Origin of the sequence: Kluyvera intermedia, from assembly GCF_034424175.1 — a bacterium.
Classification (GTDB): domain Bacteria; phylum Pseudomonadota; class Gammaproteobacteria; order Enterobacterales; family Enterobacteriaceae; genus Kluyvera; species Kluyvera intermedia.
Genome location: NZ_CP139986.1, coordinates 3,392,673 through 3,415,745, shown reverse-complemented (window position 1 = coordinate 3,415,745; position 23,073 = coordinate 3,392,673). Strand labels below are relative to the sequence as shown.

20 protein-coding genes and 1 pseudogene are annotated in these 23,073 nt (G+C 56.0%); 13 read left to right on the top strand and 8 right to left on the bottom strand.

Translation table 11 applies throughout. The annotated features are described in order from the left end of the window. Position 1: 1 nt before the first annotated feature. Positions 2–1,246, bottom strand: a complete 1,245-nt coding sequence (locus U0026_RS16500; RefSeq protein WP_062777112.1) for a mechanosensitive ion channel family protein — start codon at positions 1,244–1,246, stop codon at positions 2–4. Positions 1,247–1,448: 202 nt separating this feature from the next. Next, positions 1,449–2,876, bottom strand: a complete 1,428-nt coding sequence (locus tag U0026_RS16495) for an MFS transporter (RefSeq protein ID WP_062777115.1) — start codon at positions 2,874–2,876, stop codon at positions 1,449–1,451. Positions 2,877–2,983: 107 nt separating this feature from the next. Here U0026_RS16495 and U0026_RS16490 point away from each other — a divergent pair, with 107 nt between their 5' ends. The 3 genes from U0026_RS16490 (at position 2,984) to U0026_RS16480 (ending at position 4,631) form a co-directional block, all read left to right on the top strand. Continuing rightward, a complete protein-coding gene (locus U0026_RS16490; RefSeq protein WP_062777118.1) occupies positions 2,984–3,853 on the top strand; it encodes a helix-turn-helix transcriptional regulator in 870 nt (289 codons plus the stop codon). 180 nt (positions 3,854–4,033) lie between these two features. Then, positions 4,034–4,363 carry a type II toxin-antitoxin system RelE/ParE family toxin gene (locus U0026_RS16485; RefSeq protein WP_062777176.1) on the top strand — a complete coding sequence of 110 codons (330 nt, stop codon included), beginning with the start codon at positions 4,034–4,036 and terminating at the stop codon, positions 4,361–4,363. Continuing rightward, the gene (locus tag U0026_RS16480) at positions 4,344–4,631 is read left to right on the top strand and encodes a helix-turn-helix domain-containing protein (RefSeq protein ID WP_062777121.1); all 288 of its coding nucleotides are present in this window, start codon (positions 4,344–4,346) and stop codon (positions 4,629–4,631) included. Before U0026_RS16485 ends, U0026_RS16480 begins: the two co-directional genes overlap by 20 nt. Positions 4,632–4,719: 88 nt before the next feature. Here U0026_RS16480 and nfsB read toward each other — a convergent pair whose 3' ends face one another. The 3 genes from nfsB to U0026_RS16465 all read right to left on the bottom strand — a co-directional run bounded on the left by nfsB (position 4,720) and on the right by U0026_RS16465 (position 6,439). Further along, the gene (gene nfsB / locus U0026_RS16475) at positions 4,720–5,373 is read right to left on the bottom strand and encodes an oxygen-insensitive NAD(P)H nitroreductase (protein WP_062777124.1); all 654 of its coding nucleotides are present in this window, start codon (positions 5,371–5,373) and stop codon (positions 4,720–4,722) included. A gap of 122 nt (positions 5,374–5,495) precedes the next feature. Continuing rightward, positions 5,496–5,864 carry an MmcQ/YjbR family DNA-binding protein gene (locus tag U0026_RS16470; RefSeq protein WP_062777127.1) on the bottom strand — a complete coding sequence of 123 codons (369 nt, stop codon included), beginning with the start codon at positions 5,862–5,864 and terminating at the stop codon, positions 5,496–5,498. Then, positions 5,864–6,439 (bottom strand): TetR/AcrR family transcriptional regulator, encoded by a 576-nt coding sequence (locus U0026_RS16465; RefSeq protein WP_062777130.1) that lies wholly within the window; start codon positions 6,437–6,439, stop codon positions 5,864–5,866. The genes U0026_RS16470 and U0026_RS16465 overlap by 1 nt, the downstream gene beginning before the upstream one ends. 174 nt (positions 6,440–6,613) lie before the next feature. On the opposite strand from U0026_RS16465, the gene U0026_RS16460 reads away from it, so the two are divergent. Further along, positions 6,614–7,729, top strand: a complete 1,116-nt coding sequence (locus U0026_RS16460; protein WP_164717444.1) for an MBL fold metallo-hydrolase — start codon at positions 6,614–6,616, stop codon at positions 7,727–7,729. 33 nt (positions 7,730–7,762) lie between these two features. After that, positions 7,763–8,110 (top strand): RamA family antibiotic efflux transcriptional regulator, encoded by a 348-nt coding sequence (locus U0026_RS16455; protein ID WP_062777133.1) that lies wholly within the window; start codon positions 7,763–7,765, stop codon positions 8,108–8,110. 134 nt (positions 8,111–8,244) lie between these two features. On the opposite strand, the gene U0026_RS16450 is transcribed toward U0026_RS16455, so the two are convergent. Next, on the bottom strand, positions 8,245–8,493 hold the full coding sequence (locus tag U0026_RS16450) for a DUF1158 domain-containing protein (protein ID WP_062777136.1): 249 nt from the start codon (positions 8,491–8,493) through the stop codon (positions 8,245–8,247). Positions 8,494–8,998: 505 nt separating this feature from the next. Between U0026_RS16450 and U0026_RS16445 the strand changes: the two genes are divergently transcribed. From U0026_RS16445 to U0026_RS16435, 3 genes and pseudogenes are all read left to right on the top strand, one after another. Further along, entirely contained in the window at positions 8,999–11,722 is a 2,724-nt protein-coding gene (locus U0026_RS16445; RefSeq protein WP_373859559.1) for a cation-transporting P-type ATPase, read from the top strand. A 54-nt stretch (positions 11,723–11,776) separates the two neighbouring features. Continuing rightward, positions 11,777–12,847: an efflux RND transporter periplasmic adaptor subunit gene (locus U0026_RS16440; protein WP_062777141.1), complete on the top strand. Its 1,071-nt coding sequence runs from the start codon at positions 11,777–11,779 to the stop codon at positions 12,845–12,847. 14 nt (positions 12,848–12,861) lie between these two features. After that, positions 12,862–15,957 (top strand): annotated as a pseudogene (locus U0026_RS16435) (efflux RND transporter permease subunit). Here the strand turns inward: U0026_RS16435 and pdxR are convergent. Continuing rightward, positions 15,954–17,417 carry a MocR-like pyridoxine biosynthesis transcription factor PdxR gene (pdxR, locus tag U0026_RS16430; protein ID WP_062777144.1) on the bottom strand — a complete coding sequence of 488 codons (1,464 nt, stop codon included), beginning with the start codon at positions 17,415–17,417 and terminating at the stop codon, positions 15,954–15,956. The pseudogene U0026_RS16435 and the gene pdxR overlap by 4 nt on opposite strands. A gap of 232 nt (positions 17,418–17,649) precedes the next feature. On the opposite strand from pdxR, the gene U0026_RS16425 reads away from it, so the two are divergent. The 4 genes from U0026_RS16425 to U0026_RS16410 are packed head-to-tail and all read left to right on the top strand — an operon-like array spanning position 17,650 to position 20,624. Beyond that, positions 17,650–18,501 carry a transporter substrate-binding domain-containing protein gene (locus U0026_RS16425; RefSeq protein WP_062777146.1) on the top strand — a complete coding sequence of 284 codons (852 nt, stop codon included), beginning with the start codon at positions 17,650–17,652 and terminating at the stop codon, positions 18,499–18,501. 47 nt (positions 18,502–18,548) lie between these two features. Then, a complete protein-coding gene (locus tag U0026_RS16420) occupies positions 18,549–19,190 on the top strand; it encodes an amino acid ABC transporter permease (protein ID WP_062777149.1) in 642 nt (213 codons plus the stop codon). A gap of 14 nt (positions 19,191–19,204) precedes the next feature. Continuing rightward, positions 19,205–19,870 (top strand): amino acid ABC transporter permease, encoded by a 666-nt coding sequence (locus U0026_RS16415; protein WP_062777152.1) that lies wholly within the window; start codon positions 19,205–19,207, stop codon positions 19,868–19,870. Continuing rightward, on the top strand, positions 19,863–20,624 hold the full coding sequence (locus tag U0026_RS16410; RefSeq protein WP_062777155.1) for an amino acid ABC transporter ATP-binding protein: 762 nt from the start codon (positions 19,863–19,865) through the stop codon (positions 20,622–20,624). Before U0026_RS16415 ends, U0026_RS16410 begins: the two co-directional genes overlap by 8 nt. Before the next feature lie 171 nt (positions 20,625–20,795). On the opposite strand, the gene U0026_RS16405 is transcribed toward U0026_RS16410, so the two are convergent. Continuing rightward, positions 20,796–21,560: an SDR family NAD(P)-dependent oxidoreductase gene (locus tag U0026_RS16405; RefSeq protein WP_062775261.1), complete on the bottom strand. Its 765-nt coding sequence runs from the start codon at positions 21,558–21,560 to the stop codon at positions 20,796–20,798. 180 nt (positions 21,561–21,740) lie between these two features. Between U0026_RS16405 and U0026_RS16400 the strand changes: the two genes are divergently transcribed. Then, a complete protein-coding gene (locus U0026_RS16400) occupies positions 21,741–23,069 on the top strand; it encodes an aspartate aminotransferase family protein (protein ID WP_373859527.1) in 1,329 nt (442 codons plus the stop codon). The last annotated feature ends 4 nt before the right edge of the window (positions 23,070–23,073 follow it).

Below are 23,073 nucleotides of genomic sequence, written 5' to 3'. Positions count from 1 at the left end.
ATTACTGACCTATCGCGCCTGCCAGGGCGCGAATATCATTACCGGTCGGTGACTGGTGAATACGTAAACCAAACTCTTCCACCACCGCAAAAAGATGGTCAAAGATATCGGCCTGAATGCTTTCATATTCCGCCCACACCACGGTATTGGTAAACGCATAAATCTCAATCGGCAGCCCGTTATTATCCGGTGCCAGCTGGCGTACCATCAACGTCATATCTTTGCGAATACGCGGATGGTTGCGCAGATATTCATTGAGATAGGCACGAAACGTACCGATATTGGTCATCTTACGCAGGTTAAGCACCGACTCGCCGCCACCGTGCTGCTGGTTCCACATGGTAATTTCTTCATGACGTGAGTCCATATACGGTTTGAGCAATCGCGCTTGAATTAAGCGCTGCTGTTCTTGCTCATCCAGAAAATGCACGCTGGTGGTGTCGATATTAATACTGCGCTTAATTCGACGCCCGCCGGAGGCTGACATTCCGCTCCAGTTTTTAAAGGAATCGGACACCAACGACCAGGTCGGAATAGTGGTAATAGTATTATCCCAGTTACGCACTTTGACCGTGGTTAAACCAATATCGGTCACCGCGCCGTCTGCACCGTATTTCGGCATCTCCAGCCAATCACCCAGTTTCAACATATCGTTGGCAGACAGCTGAATGCCCGCCACCAGACCGAGTATCGGGTCTTTAAACACCAGCATCAATACCGCGGCCATGGCACCCAAACCGCTTATCAGAATTGCCGGTGACTGCCCCAGTAGCAGGGAGATTATCAGGATGCCGACCAAAATGGCGCTGACCAGCTTAACGCCCTGGAATATCCCTTTTAACGGTAGTTGCGAAGCTACCGAAAGTTTTTGTGAGAGATTAAAAATAACGTCCAGCAACGAGAAGAACGATAGCAGGGCATATAGCATGACCCACAGTTGCGCGACGGTGGTTAATATTTGTGCCGCATCGCTGCCTTTTTGCAGCCATAACACTGCCTGCACGTTGACAATAATCCCTTGCAGGGTAAACGCCAGACGGTGAAACAGTTTATTTTGCGTAATGATTTGCAGCCATAAATGACTGCTCGCCTGCGCACGCTTTTCAAAGGTTCGAAGCACCAGCCGATGCAGTATCAGATGGACAATGATGGCAGTGAGAAAAATAATACCAAAGATGATGAAGAGTGAATTGGTATGGTTTATTTCAATGCCCATTTCTTCGATTTGGGTAATCAGTTCCTGCATAACGTCTCCTTTAATGCCAGCCCTTTATAATGGACAGGCTGGCTATAATATGCAAACCGCTATGCTCTATGGATTTCAAGTTGCAGGAAGGCGGCAAGCGAGTGAATCCCGATGAGCTTACTGTAGTAAGTGATTCGGGTGAACGAACACAGCCAACGCACCTGCAACTTGAAAGACGACGAGCATATACAGGAACTTAACATTACGAGGTGGAGAGCGCCGGGCTACGGTTTAAATGATGGCGCAGGCCAATGGCGATAATCGCCAGCAGCAGCATCATCACCGCTTCAACGCCAAGGAAGCCGACCATCGCATCGGTATAACTGCCGTGATGGTTACGCATCAACACCAGCAGCAGTGAGCCAAATACCGCAGGACCAAGGCCCAGCGTGGCTTGTTGCACCGTACTGAGCAGCGCGCTGCCGGCACCGGCATCATTGGCGGTGATATCACGCATTCCTACGCGGTAGAAGCAGTTCACAATCAGCGCCTGACCATAGCCAATCAGCGCCGTCGACGGCATCAGGATTAGCGTAGTGGTTGATTGGCCGAAGTGATGGAAAGTCTCCATCAGCAGCAACAGACCGCTAATTTGCACCACCAGACCGGCAACCATAATCCGTCCCATACTGTGGCGGGCGATCAGTTTCGGTGCGTACATCGCCGACAGGAAGTAGGCGACGCCAAGGGCGACAAAGCTGTTTCCTGACTGCCACGGTGCCATGCCCAGACCCGACTGCATGGTCAGCGCCATACAGAACATAAACCCAGACCAGGCGCTGAAAAACAGCAGGGCGATAACCATCCCGAAGCGAATACTGGCGAATTTCAACAGCCGTGGTGGTAACAGAGGATGCTCACCGCGTCGCTCTTTTTGTCGCGCGCTTGTGCGCATCCAGAACAGCAGTGGAATCGTCGCCAGCAGCATCAGACGCATTGACCACGGCCAATGCAGTTCCGGCCCCAATGCCATCGGAAACAGCAGGCAGCACAGCACCAGCCCCAGGCTAAGCGTGCCCTGCCAGTCGATGCTGGAATGCTCGTCGCGACGGGTTTCCGGGACATAGCGGCGGCTGAATGCCAGCACCAGCAGGCCAATCGGTACGTTGATGAAAAAAGCGTTACGCCAGCCCATCCCGGCGATATCCGCCGACACCAGCCAGCCGCCGAACATCTGGCCGACGATAAACGAGATCCCGCCGATCCCCCCGTACAGGCTAATTGCGCGAGCGTGCGCGGTACCTTTCATAGTCACATGAAGCGTCGCGAGAATCTGCGGCACTATCAACGCCGCACCCGCCCCTTGCAGCGTGCGTGCAGCCAGCAGGGCGGTAATTGAATTCGATATGCCGCACAGCAGCGAGGCCAGGCTAAACACCGCCACGCCCCACATAAACAGGCGACGACGGCCGTAGTTATCGCCCAGCTTACTGCCCATTGCCAGACAGACGGCGAACGCCACGCCGTACAATGCGACGATAAGCTCCAGTTGCGTGGCGCTGGCGTGCAGCGACGCGGTAATTGAATCGAGGGCGACGTTGGTAATTGAGGTATCAATTTGCGGCAACATCAGGCCGATCATCAGCAGGAGAAGCCCCGCACGGCCGGGTGAAACAGTAGACGTTTTCATGGTGACTCCATTGCGTCATTCAGCGATTGGCCGTAGCATCGCTCTTTAAATAAACGGGTACCAGTTCCTGGTTATACTGGTATTGGCACTACTATGCTGGAGATACCATGAGCCTCATCAGCCACAGTGAAATTGATGCATTGCAGACACGGCAGAGCGATAGCCGTAAGCAGCTGGGTGCATTTCTTCGGGCGCGACGGGAAAGTCTCGATCCGCAACGGCTGGGATTACCGCGCAGCGGACGGCGGCGCACGCCGGGTCTGCGTCGCGAAGAGGTGGCGATGCTGGCAGATGTTGGCGTGACCTGGTATACCTGGCTTGAGCAGGGGCGCGAGGTTAATCCGTCGGTCGCGGTAATGCAAGCGGTCGCCGAGGCGCTTTCGTGCAGCGAGCTTGAGACGCGCCATCTGTTTGTGCTGGCGGGGCTGGCGCCGCTGGAATCCGTCAACGTCCCTCAGTGTGACTCAATAAGCCCCGGCGCACGCCGTATGCTGGACAGTTTGCTGCCTAATCCCGCCAGCGTTCAGCGACCGAATTTCGATATTGTGGCGTGGAATGATGCCTTTTGTCGGCTGATGGGGGTCGATTTTTCAACCCTTCCGGAAGACGATAGAAATTGTATCTACCTGTATCTGACGCACCCCGGCTGGCGCAGCCGTCTGGCGAATCGTGATGCGCTGGCGACCTTTGTCTCTTATTTCCGCGCCGCGATGGCAGAACACCGTGGTGAACCGGCGTGGGAAAACAAGCTGGCACGTTTTTTCGCCGCCTCTGCCGAGTTTGAAGCCCTGTGGCATCAGCGCTACGAAGTTCGCGGCGTCGAAAACCAGATTAAAAATTTTAACCATCCCGAGTTCGGTGAATTCCAGCTCCAGCAAATGTACTGGTACTCCGCGCCGCGTAACGGCTCACGCCTGCTGGTGTATTTACCGGTCGATGAAGCGGGGGAGGTAGTGCTGGAGAAGCTCTCGCGCTGAAACACTCCCGGCGGCGCTGCGCTTGGCCGGGCTACGGTTCGATGCTGTTTTACGATCCGCTATCCAGAATTGATGATAGGATCTGAATGTCGTCTTTATTGCGCATAAAGTCATGCATGGTTGGCAGATTAGCCTTTAATGCAATTTGCCTTATATGCTAATATTTCAGAGACGAAAATCGTGTTCAGAATCGTTGTTCATTCGGATGTCAGAGATGAGCTGCTGGCACTGCCTGCGTCGGCTCAGGCTAAAATGATCGGCAAGATAGAGAAACTTCGGCATAACCCTACCTTACTGCGGGAACCGGACAGCAAGCCTCTTTCTCATGGACTCTTTGAAATACGCACGCTCGGAGGTATCCATACCCGAGGCATCTATGTATTTCAGCGTGAAGAAACGATTTTTTTGCTACGCGTTTTTATTAAAAAAATGCCAAAAACGCCCCCAGCGGAGATACGTCTGGCACTAAAGCGGCTACAGGAGATGCGGGATGAGCAAGAAAATTATTGATTGGGATGAACTGAAAGCCGAGATGCTGGACGCACCGGATGTGAAAGCAGCGTTTGATGCTGAGGCACGGCGAGAAAGACTGCGTGCCATGCTGGCACAATGGCGAAATCATGCGGGGCTGACTCGGGCGCAGGTGGCGATGAAGATGGGCGTCAGTGCGCCAACGGTATCAAGAATGGAAGCGAATGTAACCCGTGCGAGCCTGGACACGCTGACGCGCTATGCGCTGGCGTGCGGCGTCAAGCATCCGCAGATAGTGCTATATTGAGATTTCCCGGCGTCACGTAGCGAAACCGGGTTACCGCAATACGTAGCCCGGCCAAGCGCAGCGCCGCCGGGAGTAACACCTAAACCGATTAAATCTCGGTAATCACCGTCTCTTCAGGCAGACGTGATTTAGGCAGCTTCTTGTTGAAATCTTCTTCGCTGTGATAGCCCACCGGTACCACCACCAGGCTGGTGAAGCCTTTCTCTTTCAGACCAAACTCGGCGTCGAGAACGGCAGCATCAAAGCCTTCAATCGGTACCGCATCCAGGCCCATTGCGCCCATTGCCAGCAGGAAGTTACCGACGTTCAGGTAGGTCTGACGCGCAGCCCACTGATCGTCATCGTGGTACTCTTTACGGTGCAGATCGGCAAAGAAAGTACGGCCTTTATGGTTAGCCGCTTTGGCTTCCGGGTTGGCGAAACGGCCATCGACTTCTTCCTGATCGACCACTTTTTCCAGCCACGCGTCATCAATGGCGGTTTTCGCGCAGAACACTACCACGTGAGAGGCATCGAGCATTTTGCGTTCGTTAAACACGTAGCCGCCCGCAGTGGATTTCGCCACACGTGCTTTCCCTTCGTCGGTGCTGGCGACGATGAAATGCCACGGCTGGGAGTTGGTGCTCGACGGGCTATAGCGCAGCAGCGTTTTCAGGTTTGCAGCCTGCTCAGCGGTCAGTTTTTTGCTGGCGTCGAACGCCTTGGTGGAATAGCGTGCTAAGGCAACGGAAACGATATCCATAAATACTCCTGAATGATGAAAAGCACCGCCAATCGGTGCGTTGAATCACAGCAGGGTACCGCGCTGATTAACAAATGAGAAGGGTATTCAATGCGATAACACTTATCGCATTGAACGCAAAATCAGGAGGGACGGACGCGTTGCTGAACACGCTTCGGCAACTTGTTGACCACCAGATTCCAGGAATCCTCAATCAAACTGTTGAGCAGATCCTCGGTGATCTCCGGGCCCGGATAGACGGAAATCCAGTGTTTTTTATTCATGTGGTAACCCGGCTTGATATGCGGGTAGATCGCCTGATGTAAAAGCGATTGCTCGGGATCGACCTTCAGGTTGAGGATCGCCTCACCGCGCAGACAGGTTTTCAGCATAAATATCTTCCCTTCGACGGTGAAGACGTCATATTCCGGCCCGAACGGCCAGTAGATATCCGAGAAGGGCAGGGTAAGCGCAAAATCATGCGCCCGTGCATGCAGAGTTTTACCGTCCATTACTCTTCCTCGGCGAGTGCCAGCCACATGGCTTCAAAACCCAGCGCCTTCAGAGCATCGGCGCGCTGTGGCTCTCGGCTGGCAAATTCAATGGTGGCTTCCGCCAGCGACAGGAACAGCGCATCGCCAAAGGAGCGGAATTCGTCCGACATAAATACCGGACGAACCGAGCGTTGGCAGAGCTTCTGTAGCTCAGGGAACATGGCACGCACCTGCTCGATGGTTTCATCGGTGATTTTTTCGCTCACCGCCATGCGGCGAATGGCGTGATGCCCGGTGGGGTTTCGCACGCCCCAGTCGATATAGCTGTTCCAGATACTGTGGGTAAATTCTTTTGGCGAGACGTTCTCGACAAGTCCGGCAAGCATAGCCTGACACAGGTCGCTCTTCAGATGCAGATAAAGCGCATTCAGCAGGTCGTCTTTGGTGGCGAAATAGCGAAACAGTGTGCCTTCAGCCACCCCGGCACTGCGTGCAATAAGCGCAGTCGACGCGGCAATACCGGATTGGGCAATGGCGCTGGTAGCAGCATCTAGTAACGCTTGTTTTTTATCTTCACTCTTCGGACGAGCCACTACACTTTACCTCTCTGACGGTTAAAACGGTGATTGAAACATGTTGAGCCCTGAGACTTCAACGTCGATTGTTTAATTTTGGAAATTGCTTGACGATTTTTTTCTCACCTTCCTATAATGAGTGCCTACTCACTCATAATCAACTTTTTTAGTGTGGCTTCCTGGATGAAGCCAATCTCGGGTCAGGACATGAAACGTTTCATCATCTGTGTGGTTGCCATCATGCTTATTGCCAGTGCTGCAAGTTTACCTTTCGTTCTGAACGCTGGTTTTGGCCAGGCACCGCAGGGGGCCGAGAAAAGTCAGATAGAGCGCTCGCCAAACTATCGCGATGGCGCGTTCCAGAACACATTGCCTACGCCGGGTTTTACCGGCGACAAAAATATGATCATGGCGTGGTGGGAATTTTTAACGGCTAAACGTGAAAATGCCCGTCCACAGCAGCCGCTGCCGCTGGTGCCAACTGACCTCGCCAGTCTGCCACTGCAACAAGACACCATGATTTGGCTGGGCCACTCGTCGTGGTATTTACAGTTGTCCGGCAAACGCATTCTGATTGACCCGGTATTTAGCAGTTACGCCGCACCCTTCGCTTTTTTGAATAAGGCGTTTGACGGTAATTATCCATGGCAGGCGGCCAATATGCCGGAAATCGACCTGCTGATTATCTCCCACGATCACTACGATCATCTCGACTACGCCACCATTAAAGGGTTGATGCCGAAGGTGAAACGCGCTGTCGTGCCGCTGGGGGTGGGTTCTCACCTGCGTTACTGGGGGATGAAAGACGAGATCATCACCGAAGCGGACTGGCAGCAAAGCGTCACTATCAGTGATGCGCTGAGCGTACACGTTTTACCCGCGCGTCACTTTTCCGGCCGAGGCATCAAGCGTAACCAGACCCTGTGGGCCAGCTTTATGTTCGTGACGCCGACGCAAAAGATTTACTACAGCGGCGACAGCGGCTACGGCCCGCACTTTAAAGCGATTGGCGAACAGTTTGGCAAGGTTGACCTCGCCATTCAGGAAGACGGTCAGTATGACCAGGACTGGCGCTACATTCACATGATGCCGGAGCAAACCGCGCAGGCGGCGGTAGATCTTAACGCACAGCGTGTGCTGCCGGGGCACGCCGGGCGCTTTGTATTGGCAAAACATACCTGGGATGACCCGTACAAACGGCTGGCCGCTGCCAGTAAAGACAAGACGTATCGGCTGCTGACGCCGATGCAGGGTGAGCCTGTATGGCTTGCCGACACTATGCAAACATTTCATGCCTGGTGGGAATAACCACCGGTTGTAGTTAAATGAGGGGAGGGGTATATGACCGAATTAGCCACTCAGGTTGTCGACACACTGGTCGAATGGATTGACAATAATCTGCATCAACCGCTGCGCATTGATGAAATTGCTCGCCGAGCCGGGTATTCAAAATGGCATCTGCAGCGCATTTTCTTACAGCACAAAGGGGAGAGCCTTGGGCGCTATATTCGCAAGCGTAAGCTCGATTTGGCGGCGGATGAGTTGTGTACAACCGATCAAAAGGTGTACGACATTTGCCTGAAGTATGGGTTTGAATCCCAGCAGACCTTTACGCGTATTTTTACCCGCACGTTTAATCAACCGCCGGGTGCGTACCGCAAAGAGAATCATCGCCCGCAAACGCATTGATCTTCTCAGGGGGGAGCGGGGATGTGGCTTTGTCGCCGGTTTCCCCCCACCCTAACCCTCTCCCCAAAGGGGCGAGGGAATAAGTATGTGCGCGTAGCCTGGCCGAGCGAAGCGACGCCGGGACGCACCATCATCTAATCCGCCAGCGAAAACCAACGCCGCCACACAAAACGCAGCACCAGATATTCCACCGTCCCCAGCGCCAGAAACCACACGCAAAACAGCACCGTATAGAACTGATTGAGATCCATAAAATGGAAGGTCTCAACGAGCTTTTGTGCCAGCGTCAGCCCCAGTGACGGTGCTGGCAGCAGCAGGCAGGAGAGAAACGCCAGCAATAAAATGCCGGCGGCGGTCATCAGCGTTTCGAGTGGATGCTTCATGTAATGTTAATCTTTAGTTAAAGATATTATTGTCCGGTAATTTTTTATGGAACGCAATGTTTCTAATTTAATAAATGACGAAGCGAATAATTAATATAAATAACAAGTCTTACGAAAATAATCGTATCGCGCATGTCAATTAATAATCTAAATTAAACTAAATAAGTGTTTCGTAAATTAACGTCATGCACCAGACAGTATTTTTACAAAAGTATAAGTACTGTATCCAACCAGCGTAGCGACCACTATAGCTAACACTATGTACAGCGCCAGGCGGCGCCCTCTGTAGATTCCAAACATAATGACCTCGTTTAGATTGGGTTTAGGAATATTCTGTAATATTAATATCAGTTAATAAACTTAATGTCGTTTTGAAATTTATACAACAAAGAATTTTGTCTGAGAATAAACGTTCTTTGAACGCGGTAAATAATTAACGATATCGCCTTGGCCAGAAAATGAATTCAGGCTTTCCGTTCGCAGGAATTTAAAAGGAAACGCTATTTTGTCAAAAATGATAAACAATCAGAATGTGCCACACCCGGGTCACGACCCGCACGAGCATGCGTACCAGCGTTCTGCACAGGATGTCCTGTCGCAGATGAACAGCCAGCCCGAGGGGCTTAGCGCCGCCGATGCCCAGCAGCGTCTGCATGTCTACGGCCCGAACGCATTGCCGGAAAAGAAAGGCAAGCCTGCCTGGCTGCGTTTTCTCGCGCATTTTAATGATGTCCTGATCTACGTCCTGCTGGCCGCCGCTGCGCTAACCGCAGTGATGGGCCACTGGGTCGATACCGCCGTTATTCTCGGTGTCACGGTGATTAACGCCCTGATTGGTCATATTCAGGAAAGCAACGCCGAGAAATCGCTGAAAAGCATCCGCAACATGCTCGCAAGTGACGCGCAGGTGATTCGCGACGGTAACCACATGACGGTGGCGACCACCGAACTGGTCCCGGGCGATATCGTGGTGCTGCGTGCGGGCGACCGCATTCCGGCGGACATGCGCCTGATTGAAGCGCACAACCTGCGCGTGGAAGAGGCAATCCTCACCGGTGAGTCAACCGTTGTTGATAAGCACACCGAAGCATTACACGGTGAACTGTCGTTGGGTGACCGTACCAACATGCTGTTCTCCGGCACCACCGTGAGCGCGGGCGGCGGCATGGGCGTGGTGGTCGCTACCGGTCAGGAGACTGAGCTTGGCCACATCAACCAGATGATGGCGGGCATTGAAAAACACCGCACGCCGCTGCTGGTGCAGATGGATAAACTTGGCAAGGCCATCTTTGCCATTATTCTGGCGATGATGGTGGCGCTGTTTGTCTTCAGCATGCTGCTGCGCGATATCCCGCTGGGCGAACTGCTGCTGTCGCTGATTAGCCTGGCCGTTGCCGCTGTCCCGGAAGGTCTGCCAGCGATTATCTCCATTATCTTGTCTTTGGGTGTCCAGGCGATGGCGCGCAAGCGGGCGATTATCCGCAAGCTGCCTACGGTGGAAACGCTGGGAGCGATGACCGTGGTCTGCTCGGATAAAACCGGCACCCTGACCATGAATGAAATGACCGTGAAAGCGATCATTACCGCGGATAGCTGCTACCGCGTAGACGGCAACAGCTACGAGCCGCACGGCAAAATTTATCTGGAAGGCTGCGACACGGCGGTCGAGGTTCAGCCGAATACGGTACTGGAAACCTACCTGCGGACTATCGATCTGTGTAATGACAGCCAGCTGGTTCAGGATACCGAAGGCCACTGGGGGATTACCGGCGGCCCAACCGAAGGCGCACTGAAGGTGCTGGCGGCGAAGGCTAACCTTACGCCACTGCGTACCCAACTGATTGCGAAAATCCCGTTTGATTCGCAGTACAAATATATGGCCACCCACTTCCAGTTGGCTGATAAAGAGACCGTGATGGTGACCGGCGCGCCGGATGTCCTGTTTGCCTTGTGTCAGCAGCAGCAGACTTCGCGCGGTATTGCACCGTTCGACCGGGGTTATTGGGAAACTGAAATGGCGCGCTTTGCCAGCCAGGGGCTGCGCATGGTCGCAGCGGCGGCCAAACCGGCCAAGGCTGGGCAAAAAACGCTCGACCACAGCGACCTCCAGAACGGCCTGGTGTTCCTCGGCATTGCCGGAATGATGGACCCGCCGCGTCCAGAAGCGGTTGATGCGATCCACACCTGCCAGAACGCGGGGATCCGCGTGAAGATGATCACCGGCGATCACCCGCAGACGGCGATGAGCATCGGCCAGATGCTGGGGATCCACAACAGCAGCGAAGCGATGACCGGCTACCAGCTGGAGCACATGGACGACGCCGAGCTGGCCAAAGCGGCGGTGGAGTACGACATCTTTGCACGTACCAGCCCGGAGCATAAGCTGCGCCTGGTAAAAGCCTTGCAGGACAGCGGTGAAATCGTTGGTATGACCGGTGATGGTGTTAACGACGCCCCGGCGCTGCGTCAGGCTGACGTCGGTATCGCCATGGGTATCAAAGGAACCGAGGTGACCAAAGAGGCCGCCGACATGGTACTGACCGATGACAACTTTGCCACTATCGCCAGCTCGGTCAAAGAAGGCCGTCGGGTCTACGACAACCTGAAAAAGACCATCCTGTTTATCATGCCGACCAACCTGGCGCAGGGACTGCTGATTATCATCGCGCTGCTGGCGGGCAATATTATCCCGCTGACGCCGGTACTGATCTTGTGGATGAACATGGCGACCTCCGCCACGCTCTCCTTCGGCCTCGCCTTTGAAGCCGCCGAGCGTAACGTGATGAACCGCCCGCCGCGTAAAACCGGTCAGCACGTGATGGATGCCTTTGCCGTCTGGCGCGTGGCCTTCGTTGGCTCGATGATTGCCATCGCCGCCTTTATGCTGGAAGCCTGGCTGGCACCGCGCGGCCACAGCGCCGAGTTTATCCGCACCGTGCTGTTGCAGATGCTGGTGACCGCGCAGTGGGTTTACATGATCAACTGCCGCAGCAGCGACCGTTTCTCCTTGAACAGCGGCCTGTTGAAGAACAAAGGCATTTGGCTTGTGACCGGTGTCCTGCTGGCGCTGCAGGTGGCGATTATCTATCTGCCGCTGATGCAGACGCTGTTTGGCACCGAAGCGCTGCCGCTGCGCTACTGGGGGATTACGCTCGCCATGGGTGGGGTGATGTTCCTGGTGGTTGAAGTTGAAAAGCGCCTGACCCGCCGATTCCGCAAAACCGCATAGCCTGAAGTGCTCCTCTCTAAGGGAGAGGAGCACTGACTCTGCAAGGACTCCCCGATGAAAAAAACACTCCGCCTCGCCTGGCTTGCCTGCGGGCTGGCTTACTGCACCCTCGCATCGGCTGCGGTTCCGGTACGTGTCACTACCGTTGAACCTGCACCACATGCGGTGGAGCGCCAGTTACCGGGCAGCGTCGAGGCCATTCATGCCGTCGATATCCGCGCCCGTACCGAAGGCGCAATCGTGCAGCGCCAATTCCAGGATGGACAAAATATTCAGGCAGGCGACCTGCTGTTTACCCTCGACGATGCCCAGCCGCGTGCGGCGCTGGCGTTAGCGCAGGCTGAGTTAAAAAGCGCGCAGGCCTCGTTACGTCAGGCTCAGCAGCTGTTGACTCGCTTCCAGAGCCTGAAAACCCACCAGTCGATCAGCCGTAATGATGTGGATACCGCGCAGATGCAGCGTGATGTCGCCGCTGCCGCCGTTGAACAGGCGAAAGCGCGGGTCAGCGCCCAGCAGATTATCCTTGATTACACCCGTATTACCTCGCCGGTGAACGGTCGCGTGGGGCACAGCGCCTTTCACGTTGGCAGCCTGGTGAACCCCGCCAGCGGCGTGTTGGTGGAGGTGGTCCAGCTCGACCCGGTGCGCGTGAGTTTTGCGCTCGACGAGTCGGCATTTTACAGCAAGGCCGGGCAGCACCCGGATATCAGCACGCTGAAAGCTGCATGGCTGGCGCAAATTACCCTTGATGGCAAACGTGAAGATGGCGTGCTGACCTCCGTCGATAACCGTATCGATGCGCGTACCGCAAGCGTTGCCGTTCGCGCCGAATTTGCCAACCCGCAGCACCGGCTGCTGCCGGGCGGCAATGTTAACGTCACGCTGCGTCCACAGGTCACAGGCGAGAGTCTGATGATCCCCGTGTCGGCGGTTCAGCAAGATGCGCAGGGCTACTTTAGCTGGGTGCTGACGTCTGAGAATACCGCTGTGCAGCTGCGCCTGACATTAGGCGGGCAGCAGGGACAAAATTTTGCCGTTAGCCAGGGACTTCAGGCAGGCGAGCGCGTGGTCATCGAAGGCGCACAGCGTCTGACCGACGGCGCAGCCGTGCAGCCGTTGAATTAAGGAAGGAGTGAACGATGCTGACGTTTTTTATCCGTCGTCCGCGTTTCGCGATGGTGATTGCGCTGCTGATGACTTTTGTCGGTGCGGTGGCGTTGAAGCTTATTCCGGTGGAGCAGTACCCGCAAATCACCCCGCCGGTGGTGAACGTGAGCGCCAGTTGGCCTGGCGCCAGCGCGCAGGATGTGGCGGAGGCCATTGCCGCGCCGCTGGAAACACAGCTCAACGGCGTTGACCAGATGCTGTACATGGAGTCGACCAGCTCAGACGATGGCGGCTACAGTCTTAACCTGACTTTTGCCGCAGGAACCGACCCGGATATGGCGGCGATTGACGTGCAAAATCGCGTCGCTCAGGCCGTGGCGCAACTGCCTACCGACGTCCAGCAAAACGGCGTGTAGGTGCGTAAACGCGCGAGTAATTTGCTGATGGGGGTGAGCCTCTATTCCCCAAACGGCACGCTTGCGCCATTACAGGTCAGTAACTACGCCAGCACACAGATCCGTGAAGCGCTGGCGCGTCTGCCGGGCGTTGGCCAGGTGCAGATGTTTGGTGCGCGTGATTACAGCATGCGTATCTGGCTGCGCCCGGACCGGATGAATGCGCTGAATATCACCAGCGACGATATCGCCAAAGCGCTCAGCGAGCAGCACGTGCAGGGCGCATCCGGGCAGGTAGGCACACCGCCGGTATTTAACGGTCAACAACAAACCCTGACCATCAACGGGCTGGGACGTCTGACTACCGCAGCGGAGTTTGCTGAAATCGTGGTGCGCAGCGGTGAACAAGGGCAGTTAGTTCGCCTTTCCGATGTGGCAACCATCGAGCTTGGCGCGCGCAGCTACAATTCCAGCGCCCAGCTAAACGGTGTGGAATCAGCCTACATGGGCATTTATCCCACGCCGACCGCTAACGCCTTGCAGGTGGCGAGCGCCGTGCGCGACGAACTCACCCGCCTGCAAAACCGCTTTCCGGCCGACCTGACCTGGGAAGTCAAATTTGATACCACCCGCTTTGTGGCGGCAACCATTAAAGAGATTGGCACCTCGCTGGCGCTCACTCTGCTGGCGGTAGTGGCGGTGGTTTCGCTGTTCCTGCAAAGCGTGCGCGCGACGTTGATTGTGGCGTTAGCCATTCCAGTGTCGCTGGTTGGCACCTTCGCGGTGCTCTACCTGCTGGGTTACAGTGCCAACACCCTGAGTCTGTTCGCGATTATTCTGGCGCTGACCATGGTGGTGGATGACGCCATCGTGGTGGTGGAAAGCGTCGAAGGGCATATGGCGGACGGGTTAAATCGCACCGAAGCAACGGCGCTGGCGCTGCGTCAGATTGCCGGGCCGGTGATCGCCACCACGCTGGCGCTGCTGGCGGTGTTTGTCCCGGTGGCGATGCTGCCGGGGATCGTTGGCGAATTGTACCGTCAGTTTGCCGTCACGCTCTCCACGGCGGTGACGCTGTCGAGCATTGTGGCGCTGACTCTCACTCCGGCACTCTGTGCGCTGTTGCTGCGCCCGCGTCCGGCGCAACCTGCGGCATTCTTCGTGTTGTTCAACCGTGGGTTGGACGCCACGCGCGATGGCTACGGTCGATTAGTGATGTGGATGAACCGCCGCCCGTGGGTGGCCGTTGCGGCAACCTTAACCGCCGCGCTGCTGGTGGTGTTTAGTTTTATGACCATGCCGAAAGGCTTCCTGCCAGCCGAAGATCAGGGCTACGTTTTTGCTAACGTCCAGTTGCCGGAGTCGGCATCTTTAGAACGTACCGAAGCGGTGATGACGCAGGCGCGTGAACTGCTGGCGGCGCATCCGGCGGTAGAGGATGTAATTCAGGTCTCCGGCTTTAGCATTCTCAGCGGTACCAGCGCGTCTAACAGCGGTTTTATCTCGCTGATGCTCAAAGACTGGTCGCAGCGCGCGCCGCTGGCGTCGGTGATGGGTGAATTACAGCGCCAGCTTCATGCGCTGCCGGAAGCGAACATTATGCTGTTTGCACCGCCGACGCTGCCGGGGCTGGGGAATGCTGCCGGTTTTGACCTGCGCATTCTGGCGCAGGCCGGGCAATCTTCTGCTGAACTGGAGCAGGTGACGCGCACGATATTAATGGCGGCGAATCAGCACCCGCAGTTAAGTCGTGTGTTCACCACCTGGAGCAGCAACGTCCCACAACTGACACTGACGGTCGACCGCGACCAGGCCGCCCGTTTAGACGTGCCGGTATCACGCATCTTTAGCAGCCTGCAAACGGCATTCGGCGGCGCACGAGCCGGGGACTTCAGTATCAACAACCGCGTCTACCACGTGGTGATGCAAAACGACATGCAGTGGCGCGAGCGCGCCGGGCAAATCAGCGAACTGTTTGTGCGCAGCAACCACGGCGAGCGCGTGCGTCTGAGCAATCTGGTGACCATTACGCCAACCGTTGGCGCGCCGTTTATCCAGCAGTACAACCAGTTCCCGTCGGTCTCGGTTAGTGGTTCGGCGGCAGAAGGGGTCAGCAGCCGCACGGCGATGATGCAGATGGAAACGTTGCTGGCTGAGCACTTGCCGGAAGGCTACGACTACGCGTGGAGCGGCTTGTCCTGGCAGGAGCAGCAGACCGGCAACCAGGCAATATGGATTGTGCTGGCGGCGGTAGCGATGGCGTGGCTGTTCCTCGTCGCGCAGTATGAAAGCTGGACGCTACCGGCAAGCGTAATGCTGTCGGTGCTGTTCGCCATCGGTGGCGCGCTGCTGTGGTTGTGGCTTGCGGGCTATGCGAATGACGTGTACGTGCAGATAGGGCTGGTGCTACTGATAGCCCTGGCGGCGAAAAACGCGATTCTGATCGTCGAATTTGCCCGCGCCCAGCGGCAGGCGGGGCTGTCGATTGTTGATGCCGCACGTGAAGGGGCAACGCGCCGCTTCCGGGCGGTGATGATGACAGCGGTGTCGTTTATTATCGGGATCATGCCGATGATGTTCTCCACCGGCGCGGGGGCGCAGAGCCGCCAGATAATCGGTACCACGGTGTTCAGTGGGATGTTGGTGGCGACGGTGATTGGCATTCTGTTTATCCCATCGCTGTATGCGCTGTTCCAGCGTTTGCGCGAGTGGGCGCACCGCCGGGCGGGTTAACCCATCTGCGCAAGCTGATGACGCAGCACATCCACCCCCGGCGCGATGGCGTCGGGGTGAATGGCATGAAAGCCCATGCGGAAAAAGTTATCCGGCGGCGTGATATCAAGAAAATGACGCGCGCCGGGTTCAATGAGCACCCCGGTATGCGCCGCACGCCAGGTTAACTGCTGGGTACTGATATGCGCAGGCGTGCGCAGCCAGAAAGCATTGGCATGCTCGCTGCCGGGCAGCGGCTGGCACGCTGGTAGCAGCGTCGAAAGTGCGTTATTGAGCATCTCCCAACGTCTGGCAGAATCATCGCGGTAGCGCCGCAGATGAGTTTCGTAATGGCCCTGCGCCAGAAAATGCGCCATCTGATACTGAATATTGGTCGGTGGATGGCGGTACACCAGCCGACGCAGCGCGCGCGCCTCATCAATTAAGTCCGGGTCAGCGACCATAAACCCCAGTCGTAATCCCGGTGACAGCGCTTTCGACAGGCTGCTGACATAAATCACTCGCCCGCTGCGGTCGCTGGCTTTCAGCGCCGGGAGCGGGTTTATCTGGAAGTTACTTTCCGAATCATAATCATCTTCAATAATCACCGCATCGTGTTGGGCTGCGTGTGTCAGTAGCTGGTTGCGACGGGCTTTGCTCATGGTGACTCCGGTCGGCACTTGATGCCCTGGCGTCACATAGTAGTAATCGCACGGGGCATCATTGAGCACGATCCCTTGTTCATCGACCGGGTGCGGCACAATCTGGCATTCGCTCAGCCCAAAGGTGTTAATCGCTTCGCGAAATCCGGGATTTTCCACGCCGACGCGGGTCTGGCGAGACATCAACAAACGGGTTAACAGATACAGCGCATTTTGCGAACCCAGCGTGATGAGAATTTCGTCCGGCGCGGCAACAATACCGCGCTTGGGCAGCACGCGAGTGCGAATCTGCTCGATCAACATCGGCACATCCTGGTCGATGTGGTCGACAACCCACGACGGGTCGCGCGCGCCGCCGTGCAACCAGTTAGCCGCTGAACGCCAGCTCACCAGCGGAAACTGGCGGGCATCAGGCTGACCGTAGATAAATGGGTAGCGGTAGTTCATCCAACCAGCGGGTTTTAATATCGACTCCTGCTGGCTGGGGGTAATATTGAGCCGCTTGCCCCATGATGGTGCATTATCGGCATCAATCGGAGCAGGTACGGCGCTGTTCTGGCGCGGGGCGTGGTAGTCCGGATGCAGATAATAACCGCTGCGGGGGCGGCTAATCAGATAGCCTTCGTTGACCAGACTTTCGAACACCAGCGCGGTGGTATTTCGTGAAACCTGAAGCTGCTGCGCCAGCTGTCGGCATGAGGGCAACGGCGTCTCGGCGGCAAAAATACCGCCCAGAATGGCGTTGACCAGCGACTCGCGAACCTGCTCTTGTAAACCGCGCTGACGGTCGAAATCCACGTGCATTAAGTGCCGAATCATCCGCTGCTCCTTTCCCCATTCGCTTTCAAAGACCTCAGCAATTTTTGTACCAGCCTGAAATCGTCTGACACAACGACGCGCAAAAACTGGCTCTATTCAGAAAGTAAAAAGTCTCCCTACAGTAAAAACGCCACTCGCAACCGCTTCGGTTTGTCGCTGTCGGCACATATCTTGCAACGCTTTCAGGGCGTCAGGAATAAACGTATCGGGCATGTTTAACAGGGGTCACACGATGAAAAAAACGATGGGTTCGTATTATCTGGCTGCCGTCATGGCAATGACCTTTTCTGTGCAGGTGGCTGCGGCCGACTTACCGGCAATTGAAAAATCCGGGACGTTAAAAGTGGCGACTGAGGATGATTACGCGCCGTTTAACTTTATGAATAACGGCAATGCCGACGGGTTTAACAAAGATATGCTGGCGGCGCTGCGTGAGTACGCCAAATTCAACGTCACGCAAAGTATTTTACCGTGGACCGGGCTATTAGCCGCAGTCTCAACCGGGCAATACGATATGGCCTTAACCGGTGCTGTGGTCACCGATGAACGTCTTAACGTGTTTAATTTCACCCCACCATGGGCTTCGGCGCAGCACTATTTTGTGAAGCGAGCGGGGGACACCTCGTTAAATACCATTGCCGATCTTAGCGGTAAAAAAGTGGGTCTTCAGGCAGGCAGCGCGTTATTAGCGCGTTTACCCGAACTGAAAGCGATGATTGAAAAAACCGGCGGCAAACTGGGGCCGGTGGTGGAATATCCTTCCTACCCGGAAGCCTATGCTGATTTAGCCAACAAACGCCTCGACTACGTGATTAACGTGGTGATTTCCGTCAACGACCTGGTGAAAGCCAAACCGAAAGTCTTCGCCAAAGGACTGCCGGTTTCCGGCCCGGGCTATATGGCCTGGCCGATGCCGAAAAGCTCGCCGGAGCTGTTAGCTTACATGACGAAATTTACCGAGCACATGCGGGCAACCGGTCAGCTTGCTGCCTTGCAGAAAAAATGGTTTGGCGAAACCTATGACGACCTGCCAACGGAACCCATCACCAGCGCCGCGCAATTCCACAAATTAGCCGGACAGTAATGAATGCGGCGGGATAGCCCGCCGCCCGTTTGACACAGGAGGGCTACATGGACTCAATCGCATGGCAGTTACTGTTTGAAGGCGCATGGACGACCCTCTGGATCTCGGCTATCGCCATCGCCTGTGGCGTGGTTATCGGGCTGGTCATCGCCTTTGTACGTATGATGAAAATCCCGGTCATTGACCAGATTCTGGTGGTCTATATCAGCCTGGCACGCGCCACGCCGCTGGTGACGCTGGTACTGTTCCTGTTTTTATCACTGCCGACCGTGGGCATCAATCTGGATAAAACGGTGGCGGCGATTGTCGCCCTGACGCTGAACACCTCGGCGTTTAACGCCGAAATCTGGCGCAATGCTTTTCGCACTTTCCCGCGGGAACAGCGCGAAGCGGCGGAGTCGGTGGGGATGCGCCGCTGGCCCTATTTTCGCTACATCATGCTGCCGCAAATGTGGCTGGAAAGCCTGCCCGCACTGGTTAATGAGATGTCCTTTTTAATCAAAGGCAGCCCGGCGATTGCAGTCATCGGCGTGGTGGATCTCACCCGTGTCACTAACCGTATTTCATCTGTGACCTATGAACCGCTTTCCCCCATTCTGGCGGCCGGACTGCTGTATGTGGTGATTATTGGTCTGCTGCTGAAACTCCAGAGCATGGCGGAACGAAAAGCCAAACGACTGGCGCGTTGAACCCAGGAGGAATCATGAATCAATGGGCAATTATCTGGGCCGAGCGCGGCAACTTTTTCGCCGGGCTATTGGCGACGCTGGAACTGTTTATTATTGCCGCCGTCTGTGGGTTATTTATCGGCGTCCTGCTGTGCTATCTCACCGAATATCAAAAGCGCGTACTCAATAATGTGATTATGGGATTGGTAAACCTGATGCGCGCCGTCCCGTTTTTGATCCTTGCTTATTTACTCTACTACGGCCTGCCGGAGTTGGGGCTGAGCCTTGATGCCTGGACGGCGGGATTATTGGCACTGGTTATCTACCACGGCGCCTATTTCTTTGAGATTTTACGCAGCCAGCGTCGGGTATTCTCACACGGCTATATTGAAGCTGCGATAGTTCAGGGGTTCTCCCGCTATACGCTTTTTCGCCGTATCGTCCTGCCGAATATTTTCTCCTCCGCGCTGCCGCTTCTTGGCAATCAACTGATTATCTGCCTGAAGGACACCGCGTTTCTAAGCATTATTACCGTACAAGAAATTACGGCCGCCGCGAATAGCGTGCAGGCGACCTACTTTATTCCGTTTAACGCCTTTATTGTCGCCATTGCGCTGTATTGGGCTATCAGCATTGTGCTTGAACTGCTGGTGAAACGGTTAACTGTTTATAGCGCCAAAAGGGGAATGAGCCATGTCTGATATCACGGCGGTAAGCGTCAAAAATGTCTCTAAACAGTTCGATAACGTTGAGGTGCTGCGCGATATCAACCTGACGGTGGAGAAGGGGACGGTGGTCAGTATTCTCGGCTCCTCAGGCTCGGGGAAATCGACACTGTTGCGCTGTATGAACTGGTTGGAGCAGCCCGACCGGGGCGAGATCCACATTGGCGGTCAGCGCATTGGCGTGGATGATAACAACGGTAAAGCGATGTCGCACCGTGACCTGTCGAAAATCCGCGAACGGGTGGGGATGGTGTTTCAGAGCTTCAACCTGTGGCCGCACCTGACGGTTGAGCAGAACGTGATGGAGGCGCTGCTGCACGTGAAAGGCATGAAGCGCGGCGAGGCGCAGGCGATTGCGCGCCAGCAGTTGGAAAAAGTGGGGATGGCCAATAAAGCGGAAGCTTACCCGATAACCCTTTCCGGCGGGCAAAAGCAGCGTGTAGCGATTGCCCGCTCGCTGGCGATGTCGCCAGAGGTGCTGCTGTTTGACGAACCGACCTCAGCGCTCGACCCCGAGCGCGTGAATGAAGTGCTAAGCGTGATGAAATCGCTGGCAGCCGATGGTTACACCATGGTGGTGGTGACGCACGAGATGGAGTTTGCCCGCCAGGTGTCGAACGAAGTGGTGTTTCTGGAGAAGGGGATTTTGATTGAGAAAGCCCCGCCGGAGATCTTCTTTACGCAGCCAAAGTCCGAGCGGGTAAAACAGTTTTTGCAAAGCAGCCGATAATACAAACCACGCCATTCGGTTCCCTCACCCATGGGAGGGGGGAAGAAAATCATGCAACGGCGCGAAACAGTCCCCTCTCCCCCGTGGGGAGAGGGTTAGGGTGAGGGGGAAACGTGCGCGTAATACCCTCACCCCGGCCCTCTCCCTGCAAGGGAGAGGGAGCAAACCATACTAATCCCTGTCAATCGCAAATGGCTGCCACGCCTGACGCACCGGCATCACCTCCACGCGATTAATGTTCATATGATCCGGTAGGCTTGCGATATAAAACATCTGCTCGGCGATATCGATCGCGGACAGCGGCGTCGTACCACGATAAAGCGCATCCGATGCCGCCTGGTCACCTTTAGTGCGCACCAGCGTAAACTCCGTTTCGGCAATCCCCGGCGCCAGGTCGGTCACCCGCACACCGGTGCCGAGCAGGTCGCAACGCAGGTTATAGCTAAACTGTTTCACAAACGCTTTGCTCGCGCCATACACATGGCTACCGGGATACGGCCACTGCCCGGCAATCGAGCCGATATTGATAATACTGGCCCCCGCGCCGTGGCGAATCAGCGTTGGCAGCAGCGCATGCGTGACGTTCACCAGCCCGGTGACGTTGGTATCAATCATGGTATGCCAGTCCGTCAGCTCCACTTTTTGCGCAGGCAGCGCGGCAAGCGCCAGCCCGGCGTTATTAATCAGCGCGGTGATATCCGCAAATTCCGCGGGCAGGGTGGCGACCGCGGACGCCACCGCCTGGCTATCGCGCACGTCCAGTTCCATCACATGCACCGGCACCAGTGATGCCAGCTCTGCCTGCAAGGCCTGTAGTCGCGCCAGCCGACGACCGCTCAGCACCAGTGACCAGCCCGCGCGCGCAAAGACCTGCGCTGCGGCTTCCCCAAAGCCGGAGGTCGCCCCGGTAATAAACACCACTTTACGATTTTGCATTGTGCTCTCCTGTGCAGGTTGTTCTGAACACTATAAAAACCAGGACTCTGCCTGCCGAGGGACAGTCGGTAGATGGCGTTGTGACACCGGTGTCACAACCGCAGGTCTACACTGGCTCTATCACTTTTTTTTTCGCCAGCGACATGATGGGTCACAGCCAACGGTATGCGAGGAATGACGATGACAGAGCTAAACAACAACGCGGTTCGCCAACTGGACAGAGAGTATGTTTTTCATTCCTGGACGATGCAGGGGAATCTGAATCCCCTGGTGATTGCCGGGGCGAAAGGGTGTGAGCTGTGGGATTACGACGGTAAAACCTATCTGGATTTCAGCAGCCAATTGGTGAACGTTAACCTAGGTTACCAGCATCCGCGAGTGCTAGCGGCAATGAAAGCGCAGCTTGAGTCGCTGGTGACCATTGCGCCCGCCACCGCCAACCAGGCGCGCGGCGAGGCGGCAAAACGCATTGTGGATCTGGCTCCGGAAGGGTTCAGCAAAGTGTTCTTCACCAACGCGGGGGCCGATGCTAACGAGAACGCCATCCGTATGGCGCGGCTTTATACCGGGCGCGATAAAGTGCTGTCGGCCTACCGTTCCTACCACGGCAACACCGGCAGTGCGATTGCTGCCACCGGCGACTGGCGTCGTGTTCCGAACGAGTATTCTCGCGGGCACGTGCACTTCTTTAACCCGTACTTGTATCGCAGTGAGTTTAACGCCACCAGCGAACAAGAAGAGTGCAGCCGCGCGTTGGCGCACCTGCGCCGGATGATTGAATGCGAAGGTCCGAAGGCGATTGCCGCCATCTTGCTGGAGTCGATTCCGGGTACCGCCGGGATTCTGGTGCCGCCGGAAGGGTATATGAAGGGTGTGCGGGCGCTGGCGGACGAGTTCGGCATTATGCTGATTCTGGACGAAGTGATGGCCGGGTTTGGCCGTACCGGCAGCTGGTTTGCTTTCGAACAAGATGGGATCGTACCGGATCTGATCACCTTCGCCAAAGGGGTCAACGCCGGGTACGTGCCAGCGGGCGGGGTGATCATCAGCGACCCGATCGCCCACTATTTTGACGATCACTTTTTTGCGGGAGGATTAACCTACTCCGGTCATCCGCTGGCGATGGCGGCGATTGTTGCCACGCTGGATACCATGAAAGAGGAGCGCATCATCGAGAATGCCGCAACCATCGGTAACGGCGTGCTGCGCCAGGGGCTGGAAGCGCTGGCGGCTTCCTCGGCGTTAATCGGAGAAGTGCGCGGTCGTGGTGTGTTCCAGGCGCTGGAACTGGTCAGCGATCGGGTGAAGAAAACGCCGCTGGCCGCCGGGGATATGGCGGAGATTAAGGGCGCATTGACCGAAGCGGGGCTGCTGAGTTTTGTGGTGGAAAACCGCATTCACGTGGTGCCGCCATGCACCATCACCGCCGAGCAGGTACAGCAAGGGCTGGGGATTTTGCGCAGCGTATTAAGCAATTTCGCCCATTTAGCCACCCCTGGGTCGGCGTAAACGC